At 62.3% G+C, this 21,846-nt stretch carries 20 protein-coding genes; 12 read left to right on the forward strand and 8 right to left on the reverse strand.

Going from position 1 to position 21,846, the window contains the following annotated elements; all coding sequences use genetic code 11:
• Positions 1 to 63: 63 nt before the first annotated feature.
• The 7 genes from glyA to fdhA all read left to right on the forward strand — a co-directional run bounded on the left by glyA (position 64) and on the right by fdhA (position 8,919).
• Positions 64 to 1,317, forward strand: a complete 1,254-nt coding sequence (gene glyA / locus CAF80_RS12755) for a serine hydroxymethyltransferase (RefSeq protein ID WP_011336274.1) — start codon at positions 64 to 66, stop codon at positions 1,315 to 1,317.
• 20 nt (positions 1,318 to 1,337) lie between these two features.
• Positions 1,338 to 2,588, forward strand: a complete 1,251-nt coding sequence (locus CAF80_RS12760) for a sarcosine oxidase subunit beta (RefSeq protein WP_003206307.1) — start codon at positions 1,338 to 1,340, stop codon at positions 2,586 to 2,588.
• A gap of 14 nt (positions 2,589 to 2,602) precedes the next feature.
• Positions 2,603 to 2,932, forward strand: coding sequence for a sarcosine oxidase subunit delta (locus CAF80_RS12765; RefSeq protein ID WP_011336273.1), 330 nt, complete (start codon positions 2,603 to 2,605; stop codon positions 2,930 to 2,932).
• The gene (locus CAF80_RS12770) at positions 2,929 to 5,946 is read left to right on the forward strand and encodes a sarcosine oxidase subunit alpha (protein WP_074692149.1); all 3,018 of its coding nucleotides are present in this window, start codon (positions 2,929 to 2,931) and stop codon (positions 5,944 to 5,946) included. Before CAF80_RS12765 ends, CAF80_RS12770 begins: the two co-directional genes overlap by 4 nt.
• Before the next feature lie 139 nt (positions 5,947 to 6,085).
• Positions 6,086 to 6,718, forward strand: a complete 633-nt coding sequence (locus tag CAF80_RS12775) for a sarcosine oxidase subunit gamma (RefSeq protein ID WP_039768018.1) — start codon at positions 6,086 to 6,088, stop codon at positions 6,716 to 6,718.
• A gap of 13 nt (positions 6,719 to 6,731) precedes the next feature.
• The gene (gene purU / locus CAF80_RS12780; RefSeq protein WP_007959808.1) at positions 6,732 to 7,589 is read left to right on the forward strand and encodes a formyltetrahydrofolate deformylase; all 858 of its coding nucleotides are present in this window, start codon (positions 6,732 to 6,734) and stop codon (positions 7,587 to 7,589) included.
• A 130-nt stretch (positions 7,590 to 7,719) separates the two neighbouring features.
• Positions 7,720 to 8,919, forward strand: a complete 1,200-nt coding sequence (gene fdhA, locus CAF80_RS12785; RefSeq protein WP_011336270.1) for a formaldehyde dehydrogenase, glutathione-independent — start codon at positions 7,720 to 7,722, stop codon at positions 8,917 to 8,919.
• A gap of 54 nt (positions 8,920 to 8,973) precedes the next feature.
• Here fdhA and CAF80_RS12790 read toward each other — a convergent pair whose 3' ends face one another.
• Complete coding sequence (locus CAF80_RS12790) at positions 8,974 to 9,276, reverse strand: hypothetical protein (RefSeq protein ID WP_074692150.1); 303 nt, start codon at positions 9,274 to 9,276, stop codon at positions 8,974 to 8,976.
• Positions 9,277 to 9,543: 267 nt separating this feature from the next.
• Here CAF80_RS12790 and CAF80_RS12795 point away from each other — a divergent pair, with 267 nt between their 5' ends.
• Positions 9,544 to 10,101 (forward strand): DUF2780 domain-containing protein, encoded by a 558-nt coding sequence (locus CAF80_RS12795; protein WP_039768021.1) that lies wholly within the window; start codon positions 9,544 to 9,546, stop codon positions 10,099 to 10,101.
• A gap of 1 nt (position 10,102) precedes the next feature.
• Here the strand turns inward: CAF80_RS12795 and CAF80_RS12800 are convergent, their stop codons facing one another.
• A complete protein-coding gene (locus CAF80_RS12800) occupies positions 10,103 to 10,990 on the reverse strand; it encodes an acyltransferase (protein WP_085667419.1) in 888 nt (295 codons plus the stop codon).
• Between the two features lie 265 nt (positions 10,991 to 11,255).
• Between CAF80_RS12800 and CAF80_RS12805 the strand changes: the two genes are divergently transcribed.
• The 4 genes from CAF80_RS12805 (at position 11,256) to creD (ending at position 15,540) form a co-directional block, all read left to right on the forward strand.
• Entirely contained in the window at positions 11,256 to 11,759 is a 504-nt protein-coding gene (locus tag CAF80_RS12805) for an ATP-dependent zinc protease (protein ID WP_064599935.1), read from the forward strand.
• A 232-nt stretch (positions 11,760 to 11,991) separates the two neighbouring features.
• Positions 11,992 to 12,672, forward strand: a complete 681-nt coding sequence (gene creB / locus CAF80_RS12810) for a two-component system response regulator CreB (protein WP_085667420.1) — start codon at positions 11,992 to 11,994, stop codon at positions 12,670 to 12,672.
• Positions 12,672 to 14,087, forward strand: coding sequence for a two-component system sensor histidine kinase CreC (creC, locus tag CAF80_RS12815; protein WP_039768024.1), 1,416 nt, complete (start codon positions 12,672 to 12,674; stop codon positions 14,085 to 14,087). The genes creB and creC overlap by 1 nt, the downstream gene beginning before the upstream one ends.
• A gap of 82 nt (positions 14,088 to 14,169) precedes the next feature.
• A complete protein-coding gene (gene creD / locus CAF80_RS12820) occupies positions 14,170 to 15,540 on the forward strand; it encodes a cell envelope integrity protein CreD (protein ID WP_074692155.1) in 1,371 nt (456 codons plus the stop codon).
• 87 nt (positions 15,541 to 15,627) lie between these two features.
• Here the strand turns inward: creD and CAF80_RS12825 are convergent, their stop codons facing one another.
• From CAF80_RS12825 to CAF80_RS12850, 6 genes are all read right to left on the reverse strand, one after another.
• Entirely contained in the window at positions 15,628 to 16,257 is a 630-nt protein-coding gene (locus tag CAF80_RS12825) for a glutathione S-transferase (protein WP_039768114.1), read from the reverse strand.
• Positions 16,258 to 16,322: 65 nt separating this feature from the next.
• Positions 16,323 to 16,502 carry a hypothetical protein gene (locus CAF80_RS12830; RefSeq protein WP_039768028.1) on the reverse strand — a complete coding sequence of 60 codons (180 nt, stop codon included), beginning with the start codon at positions 16,500 to 16,502 and terminating at the stop codon, positions 16,323 to 16,325.
• Positions 16,499 to 17,629 (reverse strand): PepSY domain-containing protein, encoded by a 1,131-nt coding sequence (locus CAF80_RS12835; RefSeq protein WP_039768029.1) that lies wholly within the window; start codon positions 17,627 to 17,629, stop codon positions 16,499 to 16,501. Before CAF80_RS12835 ends, CAF80_RS12830 begins: the two co-directional genes overlap by 4 nt.
• Before the next feature lie 73 nt (positions 17,630 to 17,702).
• Complete coding sequence (locus CAF80_RS12840; protein ID WP_039768030.1) at positions 17,703 to 20,129, reverse strand: TonB-dependent siderophore receptor; 2,427 nt, start codon at positions 20,127 to 20,129, stop codon at positions 17,703 to 17,705.
• 178 nt (positions 20,130 to 20,307) lie between these two features.
• Positions 20,308 to 21,279, reverse strand: coding sequence for a FecR domain-containing protein (locus CAF80_RS12845; protein WP_074692158.1), 972 nt, complete (start codon positions 21,277 to 21,279; stop codon positions 20,308 to 20,310).
• The gene (locus CAF80_RS12850) at positions 21,276 to 21,794 is read right to left on the reverse strand and encodes an RNA polymerase sigma factor (RefSeq protein ID WP_039768032.1); all 519 of its coding nucleotides are present in this window, start codon (positions 21,792 to 21,794) and stop codon (positions 21,276 to 21,278) included. Before CAF80_RS12850 ends, CAF80_RS12845 begins: the two co-directional genes overlap by 4 nt.
• Positions 21,795 to 21,846 lie beyond the last annotated feature (52 nt).

A 21,846-nucleotide genomic window follows, 5' to 3' on the forward strand; every position in this document is an offset into this window, starting at 1 on the left:
CATTGGCTGAACGCCGTGCCTTACCGAGACGAATGGCGCACAGATGCCGCTGGGAGAGACGCGATGTTCAGCAAGCAAGACCAGATCCAGGGTTACGACGATGCACTGCTGGCGGCGATGAATGCCGAGGAGCAACGTCAGGAAGATCACATCGAGCTGATCGCGTCGGAGAACTACACCAGCAAACGCGTGATGCAAGCGCAAGGCAGCGGCCTGACCAACAAATACGCCGAAGGCTATCCGGGCAAGCGCTACTACGGTGGCTGCGAGCACGTCGACAAGGTCGAAGCGCTGGCCATCGAACGCGCCAAGCAGCTGTTCGGCGCCGATTACGCCAACGTCCAGCCGCACTCCGGTTCCTCGGCCAACAGCGCCGTGTACCTGGCCCTGCTGCAAGCGGGCGACACCATCCTCGGCATGAGCCTGGCCCACGGCGGTCACCTGACCCACGGCGCCAAGGTCTCGTCCTCGGGCAAGCTGTACAACGCCGTGCAGTACGGCATCGACACCAAAACCGGCCTGATCGATTACGACGAAGTCGAGCGGCTGGCTGTCGAGTGCAAGCCGAAAATGATCGTCGCCGGTTTCTCGGCCTACTCGAAAACCCTCGACTTCCCGCGCTTCCGTCAGATCGCCGACAAGGTCGGTGCGCTGCTGTTCGTCGACATGGCCCACGTCGCCGGTCTGGTGGCTGCCGGTCTGTACCCGAACCCGCTGCCGTACGCCGACGTGGTCACCACCACCACCCACAAGACCCTGCGCGGTCCCCGTGGCGGCCTGATCCTGGCCAAGGCCAACGAAGAAATCGAGAAGAAACTCAACGCGGCGGTATTCCCCGGCGCCCAGGGCGGCCCGCTGATGCACGTTATCGCCGGTAAAGCCGTCTGCTTCAAAGAAGCGCTGGAGCCAGGCTTCAAGGCCTATCAGCAACAAGTGATCGACAACGCCCAGGCGATGGCGAGCGTATTTATCAAACGTGGCTACGATGTAGTGTCCGGCGGCACCGACAACCACCTGTTCCTGGTCAGCCTGATCCGTCAGGGCCTCACCGGTAAGGACGCCGACGCCGCCCTCGGTCGCGCGCACATCACCGTCAACAAGAACGCCGTACCGAACGACCCGCAGTCGCCGTTCGTGACCTCCGGCCTGCGCATCGGCACTCCGGCGGTGACCACTCGCGGCTTCAAGGTGACCCAGTGCGTGACGCTGGCCGGCTGGATCTGCGACATCCTCGACAACCTCGGCGATGCCGATGTCGAGGCCAACGTCGCCCAGCAGGTTTCGGCCCTGTGTGCTGACTTCCCGGTTTATCGCTGAGCGTTCTGGAGTACATGACTATGCAACGCTATTCGGGCTTCGGCCTCTTCAAACACTCCCTCAGCCACCACGAAAACTGGCAGCGCATGTGGCGCACGCCGACCCCGAAAAAGGTCTACGACGTGGTCATCGTCGGCGGCGGCGGGCACGGTCTGGCGACGGCCTACTATCTGGCCAAAGAGCACGGCATCACCAACGTGGCCGTGGTCGAGAAGGGCTGGTTGGGTGGCGGTAACACCGCGCGCAACACCACCATCGTTCGCTCCAACTACCTGTGGGACGAGTCGGCTCACCTGTACGAACACGCGATGAAACTGTGGGAAGGCCTGTCTCAGGACCTGAACTACAACGTGATGTTCTCCCAGCGCGGCGTCTACAACCTGTGTCACACCCTGCAGGACATCCGTGATTCCGAGCGTCGGGTCAGCGCCAACCGTCTCAACGGCGTCGACGGCGAACTGCTCAACGCCAAGCAGGTCGCGGACGAAATCCCGTACCTCGATTGCTCGAAAAATACCCGCTACCCCGTGATGGGCGCGACCGTTCAGCGTCGCGGTGGCGTGGCCCGTCACGATGCCGTGGCGTGGGGTTTTGCCCGTGCCGCCGACGCCTTGGGCGTGGACCTGATCCAGCAGACCGAAGTGATCGGTTTCCGCAAGGAAAACGGCGTGTGCATCGGTGTTGAAACCAACAAGGGCTTCATCGGCGCCAAACGCGTCGGCGTGGTCACCGCCGGTAACTCCGGGCACATGGCCAAGCTTGCCGGTTTCCGTCTGCCGATCGAATCCCACCCGCTGCAGGCGCTGGTGTCAGAGCCGATCAAACCGATCATCGACAGCGTGATCATGTCCAACGCCGTGCACGGTTACATCAGCCAGTCCGACAAGGGCGACCTGGTGATCGGCGCCGGTATCGACGGCTACAACGGCTACGGCCAGCGCGGTTCGTACCCGGTGATCGAGCACACCATCCAGGCCATCGTCGAGATGTTCCCGGTGCTGTCGCGAGTGCGCATGAACCGTCAGTGGGGCGGCATCGTCGACACCACGCCGGACGCCTGCCCGATCATTTCGAAAACCCCGGTACCGAACATGTTCTTCAACTGCGGTTGGGGCACCGGTGGCTTCAAGGCCACACCTGGCTCGGGCAACGTGTTTGCCGCGAGTCTGGCCAAGGGTGAAATGCACCCGCTGGCCGCTCCTTTCTCCATCGACCGTTTCCACAACGGTGCGTTGATCGACGAACACGGCGCTGCGGCTGTCGCCCACTAACAGGAGAAATCCCCATGTTGCATATCTTCTGTCCTCACTGCGGCGAACTGCGCTCCGAAGAGGAATTCCACGCATCCGGCCAGGCGCACATCCCGCGTCCGCTGGATCCGAACAGCTGCACCGACGAGGAGTGGGGCGACTACATGTTCTTCCGCGACAACCCGCGCGGTCTGCACCACGAGTTGTGGGATCACGTCGCCGGTTGCCGCCAGTACTTCAACGTCACCCGCGACACCGTGACCTACGAGATTCTCGAAACCTACAAGATCGGCACCAAGCCGCAATTCACCGACAAGGCTGACACTGCGAAAACAGCCACGACGGCGCTGGGAGAGAAGGTATGAGCCAGACCAATCGCCTGTCCAACGGTGGACGGATCGACCGCAACAAAGTGCTGAGCTTCACCTTCAACGGCCAGACCTATAAAGGTTTTGAAGGCGACTCGCTGGCCGCAGCTCTGCTGGCCAACGGCGTCGACATCATTGGCCGCAGCTTCAAGTATTCGCGTCCGCGCGGCATCTTCGCCGCCGGTGCCGAAGAGCCGAACGCGGTGCTGCAGATCGGTGCTACCGAAGCCACCCAGATCCCTAACGTGCGCGCCACGCAACAGGCGTTGTACCAGGGCCTGGTCGCCACCAGCACCAACGGCTGGCCGAGCGTCAACAACGACATGATGGGGATTCTCGGCAAGGTCGGCGGCAAGCTGATGCCGCCGGGTTTCTACTACAAAACCTTCATGTACCCGCAATCGTTCTGGATGACTTACGAGAAGTACATTCGCAAGGCTGCCGGCCTGGGCCGTTCGCCGACCGAAGTCGATCCGGACACCTACGACTACATGAACCAGCACTGCGACGTGCTGATCGTCGGCGCCGGCCCGGCCGGTCTGGCCGCTGCACTGGCGGCTGCGCGCAGCGGTGCGCGGGTGATCATCGCCGACGAGCAGGAAGAGTTCGGCGGCAGCCTGCTCGATTCCCGCGAAAGCCTCGACGGCAAACCGGCGATGGAATGGGTGGCCGGCGTCATCGCTGAATTGAAGAGCACTCCGGACGTGCTGCTGTTGCCGCGCGCCACGGTCAACGGCTACCACGACCACAACTTCCTGACCATTCACGAACGCCTCACCGATCACCTCGGTGACCGCGCGCCGATCGGCCAGGTGCGTCAGCGCATCCACCGCGTCCGCGCCAAACGTGTGGTGCTGGCGACCGGCGCTCACGAGCGTCCGCTGGTCTACGGCAACAACGACGTGCCGGGCAACATGCTCGCTGGCGCAGTCTCGACTTACGTGCGCCGTTATGGCGTGGCACCGGGCAAAAAACTGGTGCTGTCGACCAACAACGATCACGCCTACCGAGTGGCGCTGGACTGGCTCGACGCCAGCCTGCAAGTGGTCGCCATCGCCGACGCCCGCAGCAATCCGCGTGGCGCATTGGTCGAAGAAGCGCGCGCCAAAGGCATTCGTATCCTCACCGGCAGCGCCGTGATCGAGGCCCGTGGCAGCAAGCACGTGACCGCTGCCCGCGTGGCGGCGATCGATGTCAAAGGCCACAAGGTCACCAGCCCGGGCGAATGGCTCGACTGCGACCTGATCGCCAGCTCCGGCGGTTACAGCCCGGTGGTTCACCTGGCGTCGCACCTCGGCGGCAAGCCGATCTGGCGCGAAGACATCCTCGGTTTCGTACCGGGCGAAGCACCGCAGAAACGTGTGTGCGTCGGTGGCATCAATGGCGTCTACGGTCTTGGCGATTCTCTGGCTGACGGTTTTGAAGGCGGCGTGCGCGCTGCGTCCGAAGCCGGTTTCCAGGCCGTTGAAGCCGTGTTGCCGAAAGCCCTGAGCCGTCTCGAAGAACCAACCCTGGCGCTGTTCCAGGTGCCCCACGAGAAGGGCACTTCGCGGGCACCGAAGCAATTCGTCGACCTGCAGAACGACGTGACCGCCGCCGCCATCGAACTGGCGACCCGCGAAGGTTTCGAGTCGGTCGAGCACGTCAAACGCTACACGGCGCTGGGCTTCGGCACCGATCAGGGCAAGCTCGGCAACGTCAACGGCCTGGCGATTGCCGCCCGCTCGCTGAACGTGACCATCCCGCAGATGGGCACCACGATGTTCCGTCCGAACTACACGCCGGTCACTTTCGGCGCGGTAGCCGGCCGTCACTGCGGGCACATCTTTGAACCGGTGCGTTACACCGCACTGCATCAATGGCACCTGAAAAACGGCGCCGAGTTCGAAGACGTCGGCCAGTGGAAACGTCCGTGGTACTTCCCGAAAAACGGCGAAGACATGCATGCCGCCGTCAAACGCGAATGCAAGGCTGTGCGCGACAGCGTCGGTCTGCTGGACGCTTCGACCCTGGGCAAGATCGACATCCAGGGCCCGGACGCCCGCGAGTTCCTCAACCGCGTGTACACCAACGCCTGGACCAAGCTCGACGTGGGCAAGGCCCGTTACGGCCTGATGTGCAAGGAAGACGGCATGGTCTTCGACGACGGGGTGACGGCGTGTCTGGCCGACAACCATTTCGTCATGACCACCACCACCGGCGGCGCGGCTCGCGTCCTGCAGTGGCTGGAGCTGTACCACCAGACCGAATGGCCGGACCTGAAGGTGTATTTCACCTCCGTCACCGACCACTGGGCGACCATGACCCTGTCCGGCCCGAACAGCCGCAAGCTGCTCAGCGCCGTGACCGACATCGACCTGGCCAACGAAGCGTTCCCGTTCATGACCTGGAAGGAAGGTCTGGTCGGCGGTGTGCCGGCGCGGGTGTTCCGTATCTCGTTCACCGGTGAGCTGTCGTACGAAGTCAACGTCCAGGCCGATTACGCGATGGGCGTGCTGGAAAAAATCGTCGAGGCGGGCAAGCAGTACAACCTGACCCCGTACGGCACCGAAACCATGCACGTGCTGCGGGCCGAGAAGGGCTTCATCATCGTCGGCCAGGACACCGACGGCTCGATGACCCCGGACGACCTGAACATGGGCTGGTGCGTCGGTCGCACCAAACCGTTCTCGTGGATCGGCCAGCGCGGCATGAACCGTGAAGACTGCGTGCGTGACCAGCGTAAGCAGCTGGTGGGCCTGAAGCCGATCGATCCGAACGTCTGGCTGCCGGAAGGTGCACAGCTGGTGTTCAACACCAAGCAGTCGATCCCGATGACCATGGTCGGCCACGTGACCTCCAGCTACGCGCACAACTCCCTCGGCTATTCGTTTGCCATGGGCGTGGTGAAGGGCGGTCTGAAGCGCATGGGCGAGCGGGTGTTCGCACCGCTGGCGGACGGCAGCGTGATCGAGGCGGAAATCGTTTCTTCGGTGTTCTTCGATCCGAAAGGCGATCGCCAGAACATTTGACACTGATCGTTCCCACGTCGAACCGTCTGCGTGGGAATGCATCCCGGGACGCTCCGCGTCCCAAGAGCGGACGCAGAGCGTCCATGGCGGCATTCCCACGCAGAGCGTGGGAACGATCAAACAAAAGAATAGGTGCTTTATGACCGCAGCCAACGTTTACCAACAACGCCCGACCACCGGGGCCAAGGCCGAGTCGTCGCTGCATCACGCCGACCTCGCCAGCCTGGTCGGCAAGGGCCGCAAGACCGCCGGTGTGACCGTGCGCGAAAAGAAACTCCTCGGCCATCTGACCATCCGCGGCGACGGCCACGATGCCGCGTTCGCCGCCGGTGTGCACAAGGCGCTGGGCATCGAGTTGCCGGGCGCCCTGAGCGTCATCGTCAAAGGTGAAACCAGCCTGCAATGGATGGGCCCGGATGAGTGGCTGCTGATCGTGCCGAGCGGTGAAGAGTTCGCCGCCGAGCAGAAACTGCGCGAAGCGCTGGGCGATCTGCACATCGCAATCGTCAATGTCAGCGGCGGCCAGCAGATTCTCGAACTGAGCGGCCCGAACGTGCGTCAGGTGCTGATGAAATCCACCAGCTACGACGTGCACCCGAACAACTTCCCGGTCGGCAAGGCTGTCGGCACGGTGTTCGCCAAGTCGCAGTTGATGATTCGCCATACCGCCGAAGACACCTGGGAACTGCTGATCCGTCGCAGCTTCTCGGATTACTGGTGGTTGTGGTTGCAGGATGCGTCCGCCGAATACGGCCTCAGCGTTCAGGCCTGATCAGGAGAAAACGATGAGCCGCGCCCCGGATACATGGATTCTGACCGCCGACTGCCCCAGCGTTCTCGGCACCGTGGACGCGGTGACGCGTTTTCTGTTCGAGCAGGGTTGCTACGTGACCGAGCACCATTCGTTCGATGACCGGCTCTCGGGCCGTTTCTTCATTCGGGTGGAGTTCCGTCAGCCCGACGGTTTTGACGAGCAATCCTTCCGCGCCGGCCTCGCCGAACGCGGTCAGGCGTTCGGCATGATCTTCGAGCTGACCGCGCCGAACTACCGGCCAAAAGTGGTGATCATGGTCTCCAAGGCCGATCACTGCCTTAACGATTTGCTCTACCGCCAGCGCATCGGCCAGTTGTCGATGGACGTGGCGGCGGTGGTGTCGAATCACCCGGACCTCAAGCCGTTGGCCGACTGGCACCAGATTCCCTACTACCATTTCCCCCTCGACCCCAACGACAAACCGGCCCAGGAGCGGCAGGTGTGGCAGGTGATCGAAGAGGCCGGCGCTGAACTGGTGATCCTCGCCCGCTACATGCAGGTGCTGTCGCCGGAGCTGTGCCGCAAGCTCGATGGCAAGGCGATCAACATTCACCACTCGCTGCTGCCGGGCTTCAAGGGCGCCAAGCCGTATCACCAGGCCTACAACAAGGGCGTGAAACTGGTGGGCGCCACCGCGCACTACATCAACAACGACCTGGACGAGGGGCCGATCATCGCCCAGGGCGTCGAGGCGGTGGATCACAGTCATTACCCCGAAGACCTTATCGCCAAGGGCCGCGACATCGAAGGCCTGACCCTGGCCCGGGCTGTTGGGTATCACATTGAAAGAAGGGTTTTTTTGAACGCCAATCGCACGGTCGTTCTCTAGGCCGCTATCGCGGGCTTGCCAGCGATGAGGCCATAACAGGCAACACAAGAATCAGCATCTGTACCCGAGCACTTAACGCGCTGCCTGCCTGGGCGGCGCGGTTCCATAAAAACAACAGCGAGGTGAAAGCATGTCTGGCAATCGTGGTGTGGTGTATCTCGGCGCTGGCAAGGTCGAAGTACAGAAAATCGACTATCCGAAAATGCAGGATCCGCGCGGCAGGAAGATCGAGCACGGTGTCATCCTGCGTGTGGTTTCAACCAACATCTGCGGCTCCGACCAGCACATGGTGCGCGGCCGTACCACCGCTCAGGTCGGTCTGGTGCTGGGACACGAGATCACCGGTGAAGTGATCGAGAAGGGCAGCGACGTCGAAAGCCTGAAAATCGGCGATCTGGTCTCCGTTCCGTTCAACGTGGCTTGCGGGCGCTGCCGTTCCTGCAAGGAGCAGCACACCGGCGTCTGCCTGACCGTCAACCCGGCCCGTGCCGGGGGTGCCTACGGTTACGTCGACATGGGCGACTGGACCGGCGGCCAGGCCGAGTATGTGCTGGTGCCGTACGCCGACTTCAACCTGCTGAAACTGCCGGACCGCGACAAGGCCATGGAGAAAATCCGTGACCTGACCTGCCTCTCCGACATTTTGCCGACCGGTTACCACGGCGCCGTTACCGCTGGCGTCGGTCCGGGCAGCACCGTTTACATTGCCGGCGCTGGCCCGGTCGGTCTGGCCGCTGCCGCCTCCGCCCGTTTGCTCGGCGCTGCGGTGGTGATCGTCGGCGACGTCAACACCATCCGCCTGGCCCACGCCAAGGCTCAGGGTTTCGAAATCGTCGACCTGTCGAAAGACACCCCGCTGCACGAACAGATCGCCGCGCTGCTGGGCGAGCCTGAAGTGGATTGCGCAGTGGACTGCGTCGGTTTCGAAGCCCGTGGTCATGGTCACGACGGCGTCAAATCCGAAGCCCCGGCCACCGTGCTCAACTCGCTGATGGGCGTGGTGCGCGTAGCTGGCAAGATCGGCATTCCGGGCCTGTACGTGACCGAAGATCCGGGTGCCGTGGACGCTGCCGCGAAAATGGGCAGCCTGAGCATTCGCTTCGGCCTCGGCTGGGCCAAATCCCACAGCTTCCACACCGGCCAGACCCCGGTGATGAAGTACAACCGCCAGCTGATGCAGGCGATCATGTGGGACCGCATCAACATCGCCGAAGTGGTGGGCGTGCAAGTCATCAGCCTCGACCAGGCGCCGGAAGGTTACGGCGAGTTCGATGCCGGCGTGCCGAAGAAGTTTGTGATTGATCCGCATAAGTTGTTCAGTGCGGCGTAAGTCGTAGCCAAAAAAAGAGCAACCGGTTCGGTTGCTCTTTTTTAAACATCTAACTCACAATTTAACCGAGCATTTGCTGGCATCACCATCGGTGACTGCACACTCAAGGTTTTTATCCCAACCCGATCCAGTAGGCGTAATTGGAGTGCTTGACTCTAAAACAGTCGTGACGCCCAGACTGCCTTTACCATCATTCTGACAAATGAGCTTGTTTCCGCTTTTAATGCGTGCAGCTGTAAATACCGGATCTTCCGCGCCTCCGGAATCGGTCACGGATACCTTTGGGCATTCCAGTGCATGAGCAGTGCTCAGCATTGCCAGGCAAGCCAGCGCACCCGCGAGAACTTTCAGTTTCATTGTTCGTACTCCGTTACGTAATTGGAGTTCATATATTCCATTTCCCCTTCCAAATTTCCAACTGTCATAAATGACAGGTTTTTAGTTCTATTTGTAATGGTAGCTGCAGAACTTAGAAGTAAGTGGACTCAGGACGAAATGTTTTCCTGTGGTTGATGCAAGAAAACACAGCTTCTGTCTGGGGGAACATGCTGCCGCCAACCCGGTCAAACCGGCAGTTTGATCGCCTGTATCCGGGCGGTCTTCACGCCACAAGAGGATGTCTGAATGAAGATTTCACGCGGTTTTGCCCTGGCATCGCTCCTGACCCTGGCGGCAGGGCCGGTGTTTGCCGGTTTCAGTTTGAATGATGTGGCCGGCGTGGTATCGGGCATGCAGGGCGGTGACAAGGCTGCGACGGCCGCGCCGACCTCGGAAACCGCTGGCTTGTTGAGTGCGCTGAGCGCACTGGACCTCACGCCACAACAAGCGGTGGGTGGCACCAGTGCCATGTTGGGCCTGGCGAAGAACCAATTGAGCAGCACCGATTATTCCGAACTGGCCAAGGAAGTACCGGGTATCGACCAGTTGTCGGGTGGCGCTGGCAGTCTGGCGGCGTTGAGCGGTCTGCTCGGCTCGTCGGGCAAGTCCGCCGGGCTGGAAAATGCGCTGGGCAACGTCAAGGACACCAATGACCTGAACAACGCCTTCGGTGCGTTGGGCATGGACAGCGGGATGGTCGGCCAGTTTGCCCCGATCCTCCTGCAATATCTCGGTCAACAGGGTGTCGGCGGTTCGCTGCTGCAAAGCCTGGGCAGCATCTGGGGCACCGGCACCAACGGTTGATTCAGCGGCGCTCGACCTTGAGTTCGGCGATGCGCTGATCCTTGAGGGTCCAGAGCTGGTTGACCCAGTTCTGGACCTTCTCGCGAAACACCGGATCATTTTCGTAATCGCCCTGCCACAGGGCCGGATCCAGCTCGCGGGTCTGGATGTCGACGATCACGCGTGGCACGTTGCCGCTGATCAGGTCCCAGAACCCCGGAATCTTCTGCTGTGGATAAACCACGGTCACATCGAGAATCGCGTCCAGCTGTTCGCCCATCGCCGCCAGCACGAACGCCACGCCGCCTGCCTTGGGCTTGAGCAGGTGGCTGAACGGTGACTGCTGCTGAGTGCTTTTGGCAGCGGTGTAACGCGTGCCTTCCAGATAATTCACCACCGTCACCGGCTGACGCTTGAACAGTTCGCACGCCGCTTTGGTGATTTCCAGATCCTTGCCGGCCAGCTCGGGGTTCTTCGCCAGGAACGCCTTGGTGTAGCGCTTCATGAACGGGTAATCCAGCGCCCACCAGGCCAGGCCCAGGAAGGGCACCCAGATCAGCTCTTTCTTGAGGAAGAACTTGAAGAACGGCGTGCGTCGGTTGAGGGTCTGGATCAGCGCCGGGATATCGACCCAGGACTGATGGTTGCTGATCACCAGGTAGGAAGTGTCGCTGCGCAGGTCTTCGCCGCCGCGAATGTCCCATTGCGTGGGGATGCACAGGCGGAAGATCAGCTTGTCGATTTCCGCCCAGGTTTCGGCGATCCACATCACCGCCCACGAGGCGTAGTCGCGAAAGCGCCCCGGCAGGATCAGCTTGAGCACGGCGAACACCATCAGCGGGCCAAACAGCACCAGGGTGTTGGACAACAGCAGCAGGGTGACGAAACAGCCGGTGAGCAGGCGGCGCATAAGCAACTCTTGGAAAACAGATGGGCGCGCCATGATAAGTGGCTTCGGCCGACAGGCCAAATCCACCGGTGACGAATGTTTCACCTGTGGCGCGTTAGTCTGATCGTTCCCACGCTCTGCGTGGGAACGCCGCCGGGGACGCTCTGCGTCCCTGTGACGCGGAGCGTCACCTGATGCATTCCCACGTGGAGCGTGGGAACGATCAAGTAAACAACGGTCTAAAATCTCGCGTCTGACGCCCCCATTTCCCAAGGAAGCCCCTTACGTGAAATCCCTCCTTGCACTGCTTTCCCTCGTCGCCCTGCCGGTGCTCGCCGCCGAACCGACCCTGTACGGTCGTTACGAATACATCGCACTGCCGGAGATCGGCGGCGAAGTGCTCAAGGCCAAGATGGACACCGGCGCGCTGACCGCCTCGCTGTCGGCCAAGGACATCGAGACCTTCACCCGTGACGGTGAAGACTGGGTGCGTTTCCGTCTGGCCACCAAGGACGCCAGCAACAAGGTGTACGAGCACAAGGTCGCGCGGATCAGCAAGATCAAGAGTCGCTCGGATGAAGAAGACGAGGGCGAAAGCACCGAAGTGGCCAAGCGCCCGGTAGTCGATCTGGAGCTGTGCCTGGGCGACGTCAAGCGTACCGTGGAAGTCAACCTGACCGACCGCAGCAACTTCAACTACCCGTTGCTGATCGGCGCCAAGGCCCTGCGCGAATTCGGCGCGGCGGTGAACCCGGCGCGACGCTTCACCGCTGACAAACCTGATTGCTGATCGAGCGTCGTGTCTCGCAAATGCTGTTCCTTTTTGACGGTGTCTGTTGCCGTCATGCTGCGTTGCCGCTCCTCGCCATAGCGGGCTATGACTCGTCGCGGCGCCTTGCCTGACGACAACAGCCACTCGTCAAAAAAGGAACGCATTTGTGAGACGCGACGCTGGTGGTCTCATTGACGTAACGCCGGGCTTGGGGCACCGTTCGCGCACTTAACCCACAGGCTCGGACGCCATGCCTCATATCCTGATTGTCGAAGACGAAGCGGCGATTGCCGACACGCTGATTTTTGCCTTGCAGGGCGAGGGCTTCACCACGACCCGGCTGAGCCTGGGCGCGGCGGCGCTGGAGCATCAGCGCCAGACCCCGGCGGATCTGATCATCCTCGACATCGGCTTGCCGGACATCAGCGGCTTCGAGACCTGCAAACAGTTGCGTCGCTTTAGCGAAGTGCCGGTGCTGTTTCTCAGCGCGCGCAATGCCGAAATCGATCGCGTGGTGGGCCTGGAAATCGGCGCCGATGATTACGTGGTCAAGCCGTTCAGCCCACGGGAAGTGGCGGCGCGGGTCCGGGCGATTCTCAAGCGCATGGCGCCACGTCCGATTATCGAAGCGTCCTCGGCGCTGTTTCGCATCGATCCCGAGCGCGTACAGATCAGCTATCGCGGCCAGCCCCTGAGCCTGACTCGCCACGAATTCCGTCTGCTGCAATGCCTGCTCGAACAACCCGAGCGCGTGTTCAGCCGCGAGCAATTGCTCGATGCGCTGGGCGTGGCGGCGGATGCCGGTTACGAGCGCAGCATCGACAGCCATATCAAAAGCGTGCGCGCCAAATTGCGTCTGGTGCGTGCCGAGGCCGAGCCGATCCAGACCCATCGCGGCCTCGGTTACAGCTACAGCCCGGGGCACAGCTGATGTCGCTGGGGCTGCGGATTTTCCTGGTGTACGTGCTGTTCATCGGCCTGACCGGGTATTTCGTGCTCAACACCGTGATGGAAGAAATCCGCCCCGGCGTGCGCCAGTCCACCGAAGAAACCCTGGTCGACACCGCCAACCTGATGGCGGAAATCCTGCGGGACGATTTCAAGGCCGGCACCCTCAACCAGAATCGCTGGCCGGAATTGCTCCGCGCCTATGGCGAACGCCAGCCGAAGGCGACGATCTGGGGCCTGGCGAAAAACCAGGTCAACCACCGCATCTACGTCACTGACGCCAAGGGCATCGTGGTGCTGGACTCCAGCGGTCTGGCCGTCGGCCAGGACTACTCGCGCTGGAACGACGTCTACCTGACCCTGCGCGGCGAATACGGCGCACGCTCCAGCCGCAGTGACCCTAATGATCCGAATTCTTCAGTGATGCACGTCGGTGCGCCGATCCGCGACAACGGCGCGATCATCGGCGTGGTCACCGTGGCCAAACCCAACAGTTCACTGCAACCCTATGTCGATCGCACCGAACGCCGCTTGCTCGGTTACGGCGCCGGATTGATCGGCCTCGGCCTGTTGCTCGGCGCCGTGCTGTCGTGGTGGCTCAGTCGCGCGCTGCACCGCTTGACCGTGTACGCCCAGGCCGTGAGCGAGGGCCGTCGGGTGGCGGTGCCGCACTATCGCGGTGGCGAGCTGGAGCAGTTGGCGACCGCCGTGGAACAGATGCGCACCCAGCTCGAAGGCAAAGCCTACGTCGAGCGCTATGTGCACACCCTGACCCACGAACTGAAAAGCCCGCTGGCCGCCATTCGCGGTGCCGCCGAGTTGTTGCAGGGCGAGATGCCGGCGGATCAGCGCCTACGTTTTGTCGGCAACATCGACAGTGAAAGTGCTCGGATGCAGCAGTTGATCGAACGCCTGCTCAATCTGGCTCAGGTCGAACAGCGGCAGGGTCTTGAGGAACGCGTCGCAGTGCCATTGGCGGCGCTGGTGGATGAGCTGTTACAGGCTCAAATGGCACGCATCGAAGGCCGGCAACTGCGGATCGAGCAAACCATCGCGCCGGATCTGGCGTTGATAGGCGAGCCGTTTCTGTTGCGTCAGGCGCTGGGCAATTTGCTGGAGAACGCACTGGATTTCACCCCGTCGCACGGTCTGCTGCGCTTCGGCGCCGAGAAAATCGGTGAGCGGGTCGAGCTTCGCCTGTTCAACGAAACTACGCCGATTCCCGACTACGCCTTGCCGCGCTTGAGCGAGCGCTTCTACTCCCTGCCACGCCCGGACAGCGGACGTAAAAGCACTGGTCTCGGGCTCAATTTTGTCGAAGAGGTGATCAAGTTGCACGGTGGTTCGATGCGCATCGGCAACGTCGAAGCCGGGGTGGAAGTCGTTCTGCAGTTGTAGTCTCCACACAAACTCCACATTCCTCCCACAAAACCCCCACATCTCCTTCGCAGACTCTGCCCACCGAAACAGGGAGAGTCCCATGAACAAAAGTCTGACGATAAAACTCGGGGCCATTGCCCTGCTGATCCTGGTGTTGCTGGTGCCGCTGTTGATGATCGACGGCATCATTGATGATCGCCAGCAACTGCGTGACGGCGTGCTGGAAGACATCGCCAGAAGCTCAAGCTACAGCCAGCAACTCAGCGGGCCGGTGATGGTTGTGCCGTATCGCAAAGTGGTGCGCACCTGGAAGACCAAAGAGAAGAGTGACGAGCGATACCAGGAAATCGGTGAGGAACGTGGACGCCTGTATTTCCTCCCGGAGCGCTTTGAACTCGACGGCCAGGTGCAGACCGAACTGCGGGCCCGGGGCATTTACGAAGCGCGGCTGTTCCATGCCGACAACCGCATCAGTGGGCATTTCTCGCTGCCGGCGCAGTTGGGGATCAAGGAGGATTTTGTCGATTACACCTTCGATGCGCCGTTCCTGGCGGTCGGCATCAGTGACATTCGCGGGATCGAAAATGCCCTGAAGCTGGAACTCGGCGCGCAACGCCTGGACTTCGTGCCCGGTACTCAGGTCGGCTGGCTGGGCGAGGGTGTGCGAGTGACGCTGCCGGCGCTGGACACCAGCAAAACCACGGAGCTGGCCTTCGGCTTCGACCTGCGCCTGCAAGGCACCGGTTCGTTGCAGGTGCTGCCGGTGGGCAAGACCAGCCGCGTGAACCTCGCCGCCAACTGGCCGCACCCAAGCTTCATCGGCAACTTCCTGCCGGCCAAACGCGAGATCAACGATCAGGGTTTCACCGCCGATTGGCAGACCTCGTTTTTCTCCACTAATTTGCAAGAAGCGATGAGCCGTTGTGTGTCGGGCAATGATTGCGAGGCGTTCAACGAGCGCAGTTTCGGCGTGAGCTTCATCGATCCGGTGGATCAATATCTGAAGAGCGACCGGGCGATCAAATATGCGCTGCTGTTCATCGTCCTGACGTTCGCCGGTTTCTTCCTGTTCGAAGTGCTGAAAAGCCTGGCGGTGCACCCGGTGCAATACGCGCTGGTGGGTGTGGCGCTGGCGTTCTTCTATCTGTTGCTGCTGTCGTTGTCGGAGCACATCGGGTTTGCCCTGGCGTATCTGTTGTCGGCCAGCGGTTGTGTGGTGTTGATCGGGTTCTACGTCTGCCACGTGCTGCGCAGCGTGCGGCATGGCTTGAGTTTTTCGGCGGGGCTGGCGGCGTTGTACGGCTTGCTCTATGGCTTGCTGAGCGCCGAGGATTACGCGCTGCTGATGGGTTCGCTGCTGCTGTTCGGTCTGCTCGGTGTGTTCATGGTGCTGACCCGCAATCTGGATTGGTACGGGATCGGGCAGAAACCGGCCAAATCGCTGGAGTTCGATATCGGAGCGGTGCAATGAGCCGGTTCGTTGGGTTGCGTGAGGAGCAGCGGGAGGCCGAGGTGTTGATGACGCTGATCTTTGCCTCGTTACCTCCCGCCCGGTGCGTCAAGCCTTCGGCATCGTCGCAATCATCGACGGCCGCTGGCTCACTTCAAAGAACCAGTTGGCCAGTTGCGGGTTGGCGTCACGCCAGCCCAGATCCGGAAAGCGCAGATCCAGATAACCCAGCGCACAGGCCACGCTGATCGAAGCGACGTCGAAGTGGCAGGTCAGTTCGGCAATCGCGTCGCGTTCCAGCAGGGCGAGGGCGCGGCGGATCTTCTCGCGCTGGGCCTCGAGCCATTCGTCCCAGTGTTTTTCCGGGGCGCGCAGCACTTGCTCGTAACGCACCATGACCGAGGCGTCCATGATCCCGTCGGCCATCGAGGCCAGGGTCAGGCGCCGCCAGCGGGCCGAGCCGTCGCGAGGGATCAGCGGATTGCCGACGTGCTGGTGGTCGAGGTAATCGAGGATCACCCGGCTGTCATGGATGACATTGCCGTCGGCCAGGCGCAGGGCCGGGATCTTGCCCAGCGGGTTGTCTTCGTTGAGGGCCGCGTCCGGGCTGACAGGGCTGAGCACGCAGTCCTGCAGCGCGACGCGATCCTGCTGGCCGGTCTCGTGCAGCAGCACCATGACTTTGCGCACGAACGGGGACAGGGTGTTGTGGAACAGGGTCATGCTGGGAGCGGACATCGGCAGGGTCTCGGTCAGGGGCAATGACGGGCAGCATAGCGCGTTGCCCGTCAGGCTCAAGCCGTTCAGCGATGTTGCAGCAATCCGCGCAGGGCAAGGGCTGCCGGAATGCCCAGACCAATCCAGCTCAAACCATCCCAGATCCCGTCGCCCAGCAACGCCGCGAACAGGCCCGCCGCACTCAGCAGCGCGATCACCAGCGGCGTGCTGAAGACTTTCCAGAAATTCGACTGACGCGGTTTCATGCAGAGGCCTCCGCCGGTTCCTGCACCGGTTTCGCGGCCTTGCGCCGTACCACCCACAGGTACACGCCGCTGGCGAGGACGATGATGGTCAGCACGTCCAGCGTGGCCCAGAGGATTTTCATCGGCATGCCGCCGTAGTCACCAAAGTGCAGCGGCTGCGACATGCCCATGGCGTCCATGTACCACGGTCGCTCTGCCACCGCCGTGACTTGCAGGGTGCTGGCGTCGATCAGCACCGGGGTCAGCAGGTGCGAGGTCAGGTGGGTGCCGCCCTTCATGAATACCGAGTAGTGGTGCTCGCTGGAGAACCGGGTGCCGGGGAAGGCGATGAAGTCCGGTTTCATCCCCGGTGTGACGTCACTGGCAATCTCCAGCACACGGGTGGCCGGGGCCAGTTGCGTCAGGGGCGGGGCATCGCGGTAGGGCGCGATCAGGGTCGTCAGGGCTTCGGCCCGCCACGCGGCGATCAGCAGATCGGCGCAGGCGCTGATGACACCGGTCACGCCGACCACCAGCGCCCAGGTCAGGGTCACCACGCCGATCAGGTTATGCAGGTCGAGCCAGCGCAGGCGGGTGGATTTGTCCTGGCGCACCGTGCCGAACTTCAAGCGGCGCATGAACGGCAGGTACAACACCGTGCCGGACACGATCGCGACCACGAACAGCAAACCCATGAACGCCAGCAGCAGCTTGCCCGGCAGCCCGGCGAACATGTCGACGTGCAGGCGCAGGATAAACAGCATCAGCCCGCCGTTGGCCGACGGCATTTCCAGGGCTTCGCCGGTGCGCGCGTCGAGCATGAAGGTGTGCGAGGAGTTGGGCTCGGTGCCGGCGGTCCTGGCCATGATTGTCAGCACGGCATTCGGCTCGTCGTCTTCGAAGCCGAAATATTGCACGACTTCGCCGGGCCGATGCTTTTCCGCCGCTTCGACCAGTTGCGCCAGGTTCAGATGCGGCGTGTCCGCCGGCATCACCCGCAACTGGGGCGCATCGCCCAGCAGGTGGTCGATCTCGTGATGGAAAATCAGCGGCAGGCCGGTCAGGGCCAGCAGCAGCAAAAACACGGTGCAGATCAGGCTGGTCCAGGTGTGGACGAAGGACCAGCGGCGAATGGTTTTACTTTTCATTTCATGACCTTCAAAAACACCCAAGCCGTCCACGAGGGACGGCCTGGTTGCAGGGCCTGTTCAGCTCAGGCGCTTACCACTTGTAAGTGGCGCTGGCGACGACGCTGCGCTGGTCGCCGTAGTAGCAGTAGAAGCTGTCGCAGGTGGAAATGTAATCCTTGTCCAGCAGGTTGGTGGCGTTGAGTGCCAGCGACGCGCCTTTGAGGCTGTTGTCCAGACGACCGAGGTCGTAATGCACGGCGGCGTCGAACACGGTGTAGGCGTCCGCCTTGCCCAGCCAGGTGTTGGCTTTGTCGCCGTAGGTGTTGCCGGTGTAGCGCGCGCCGGCACCGATGCCGAAGCCGTCGAGCACACCGCTGTGCCAGGTGTAATCGGCCCACAGCGACGCTTGCTGATTCGGCATCAGTTGCAGGCGGTTGCCCTTGTCGGCGCCGTTCTGCACTTCGGACTTGGCCAGGGTGTACGCGGCGATGACCTTCAGGTTGTCGGTGACGTCGGAGACGGCTTCCAGCTCAAGGCCTTTGACCTTCACTTCGCCGGTCTGACTGGTGATTGATACGCCGTTGACGAACGAGCTGACCGAGACGTTTTTCTGGGTCAGGTCATACACGGCCGCAGTCAGCAGGGTCTTGCTGCCCGGTGGCTGGTACTTGATGCCCAGTTCCCACTGCTTGCCTTCGGTGGGTTTGAGTGATTCGGTCGACGAGGCGTCGGCGCCAGTAGTCGGCTGGAACGATTCGGCGTAGGACAGGTACGGCACGAAACCGGAGTCGAAGACATAACTGATCGCCGCGTTACCGCTGAACGCCTTGTCACGCTGGGTGTTGGTGGCGTCACCCTTGTTGATGAATTGAGTGCTGGTATGCACCCAGTCTTCACGACCGCCCAGGGTCAGGCGCCATTGGTCCAGGGCCATCTGGTCCTGAACGTAGAGGCCGGTCTGGTAGGTCTTCTGGTTGTAGTCATAGAACGCGGTGGAGCGCGCCGGACGCACGATCGGCTGACCATGGATCGGGTTGTTCACGTTGATCTCCGGCGCACTGCCGAAGATCGAGGTGTAGTTGGTGTTGCTGCGCTGGTGATCCAGACCCAGCAGCAGGGTGTGGCGGATGTCACCGGTGGCGAAGTCGGCCTGGAAGTTGTTGTCCACGGCGAACTGGCTGATGTCTTCGTCGACGATGGTCGTGGTACGGCCGACGTTGCCGTCATTGTCCACTTGAGTGAACGGATACGAGCCGACGGTGATGCCCTGGAACGACAGATCCGACTTGGTGTAGCGCAGGTTCTGCTTGAACTGCCACACATCGTTCAGGCGATGTTCGAAGGCATAGCCCAGCGCGTAGTAGGTGCGGTCGTAATATTCCCAGTCCGGATCGCCCAGATTCTTGTGGTGGGAAACCTTGCCGAACGGCATGTCGATCTTGGTGCCCTGCACCGGCAGGAACTGGCTGGTGATGCCGGTATCGTCGCGGGTGAACTGGGTCAGCAGGGTGAATTTGGTGTCGTCGTCGATGTTCCAGGTCAGGCTCGGCGCGATGTTGTAGCGCTTGTTGTCGACGTGGTCGATCTGCGTGCCGCTGTCACGTACCACACCGCTGAGGCCGTAGAGAAACTGGCCGGCGTCGTCGATCTTGCCAGTGCTGGCGAAGTTGATCTGGCGGTGGTTGTCGCTGCCGTATTGCAGCTGGATTTCGCTGCTCTGCACATCGCTCGGACGACGGCTGACCATGTCCAGCAGGCCGCCCGGCGGGGTCTGGCCGTAGACGGAAGAGGCCGGGCCGCGCAGCAGGGCGAGACGGTCGAGGTTCCAGGTTTCCTGTTTCGGGTTGGCGTACACGCCTTTTGGCAGGGGCAGGCCGTCGAGGAACTGGGTCGGTTCGAAGCCGCGCACGCGCAGCCAGTCGGCGCGGGTGTCGCTGCCGTAGCTGCTGGCGGTGATGCCCGGCATGTAGCGCACGGCGTCATCGAGGCTGTGCACGCCGCGGTCTTCCATTTGCTGGCGCGTGGCGACCGAAATCGAACGCGGCGCTTCGACCAGTGCGGTGTCGGTCTTGGTGCCGGCGGCGGTGCGGGTGGCGGTGTAGCCTTCGACCGGGCCCCAGGCGCTTTCGAAGTTTTCCACGCCGATCACCGAGGTTTCCGGCAGAGCCATCGCGCCCTCCGGCACGGCGACCAGGGTGTAGGTGCCAGCGCCGCTCTGTTCCAGTTGCAGACCGGTGCCACGCAGCGCCGCGCGCAGGGCGCCGGCCGCGTCATATTGGCCGTTGACCGGCGCCGAGGTCTTGCCCGCCGCCAGCGACGGGTTCAGCGACAGCGTCAGGCCGCCCTGGCTGGCGATCTGGTTCAGGGTGGTCGACAACGGAGCCGCCGGCAGGTTGTAGGCGCGCACGCTCGATGCCTGTTCAGCGGCGATCAGTTGGCTGCTGGCCAGCGGAGTGCAGAGGGCAATGGCGACCGCCAGCAAACTGGGGCGCAACAAGGTGTCTAGCGAACGGGACATACGGCGGCTCCTGAATGGAAATATTTCTCAATTGCCTGTGTGCCGGACGAGATTCGAAAAGTGATAGGGCTGGATGAAAATAATTTCGATTAACGAACGACATCGCTGCGCAAGTCAGCAGAAAGTCCGTTTTCAGGGGGGTGGCAGGCGGCCTGTCGTGGGCAGGCAGTGCTGAATGTCAGGGCTTCGGATCCGCCTTGGCCACGGTCACCCACCATGGCGTGTGCTGTTCGATCTGCACCGGCAGGGTCGGCAGCAGGGCGTTCAGCGCCTTGTCGGTGTCGTGCAGCGGGAAACTGCCGGTGATGCGCAGGTCGGCGACTTCCGGCGCAATGCCCAGATGGCCGCGACGATAGCGGCCAAGTTCACGCACCAGGTCTTCCAGGCGCGCGTTGTCCACCACCAGCATGCCGCGGGTCCAGGCATCGGCGCCGGGGTTGAGCGCCACCACCGAATCCAGACCGTTGTGGCGGATCAGCACTTGCTGGCCTTCGCGCAGGATCTGTTCCTGCGGATCGGATTGCGGATGCGCCGCCACCGCCGACTGCAACACGCTCAGACGCGTGCCGGCGTCTTCGCGCTTGACCAGGAACCGCGTGCCCAAGGCGCGCATGCTGCCCTCGGCGGTTTCGACGATGAATGGCCGCGCATCGCCGTGACCGGTTTCGACAAGAATTTCGCCTTCCTGCAACACGATCAGGCGTTGTTTTTCATCGAAACGGACATCCACCGCGCTGTGGGTATTGAGGTTGAGCACGGTGCCATCGGCCAGACGCACCGTACGCTGTTCGCCGGTGGCGGTGCGTTGATCGGCGAGCCAGTAATCCAGCGGCAGATAACGTTCGCCGGCAAACAACGCCAGACCGACCACCGCCACGACACTGGCCAGCCCGCTGCCCAGCTTGCGCACCCGGCGGCGGATGCCTTCGCGCGATTGCAGCAACGCGCTGCGTGCCGGGCCCTTGGCCACGCTGAAACGCTGGTCGAGCATGCCCAACTGGCGCCAGGCGCGGGCGTGTTCTTCGTTGGCCGCGTGCCACTTGGCGAACTCTTCGCGCTCCAGTGGGGTGCTGGAATCGAGGGTCAATTGCCAGGCAATCGCCGCATCCAGCACATGGGCCGGGACCGGTCGGGAACTGGCCGGGCTCATGTTGGCTCACCGTACAGCGCGATGTAGCACTGTCGAATACCCTGGGCCAGATACTGGCGTACGCGCGGGACCGACACGCCGAGTTTGTCGGCGATCTCGGCGTGGGTCAGGCCATCGAGGCGGTTATAGAGGAAAGCGGCGCGGGCCTTGGTCGACAGCTTGCCGAGCATGCGGTCGATGGCCTTGAGGTCTTCGAGGATCAGTTGCTGTTCTTCGACCGAGGGTTGTTCGCCCTCGGGGATCAGCATCAGTTCGGTCAGATACGCCTGTTCCAGCGCGGCCCGGCGGAAGTAGTCGAACAACAAGCCTTTGGCGATGGCCACCAGAAACGCCCGGGGTTCGCGGGGCGTCAGCAGTTCGTCGCGGCCGAGCAGGCGGACGAAGGTGTCCTGGCTCAGGTCTTCGGCGCGTTGCGGGCAAGCCACGTTGCGCCGCAGCCAGGCCAGCAGCCAGCCGCGGTGGTCGCGATACAACGCACCGACGAGCTCACTATGAGGGCTTTGGGCTGAAGACACGACGACACCGACTGGGAAGTGTTAACTAACGAGAATTGTTCGCGATTGTGGC

It is taken from the genome of Pseudomonas sp. B34(2017) (genome assembly GCF_002112915.1).
Classification (GTDB): Bacteria; Pseudomonadota; Gammaproteobacteria; order Pseudomonadales; family Pseudomonadaceae; genus Aquipseudomonas; species Aquipseudomonas pharyngis.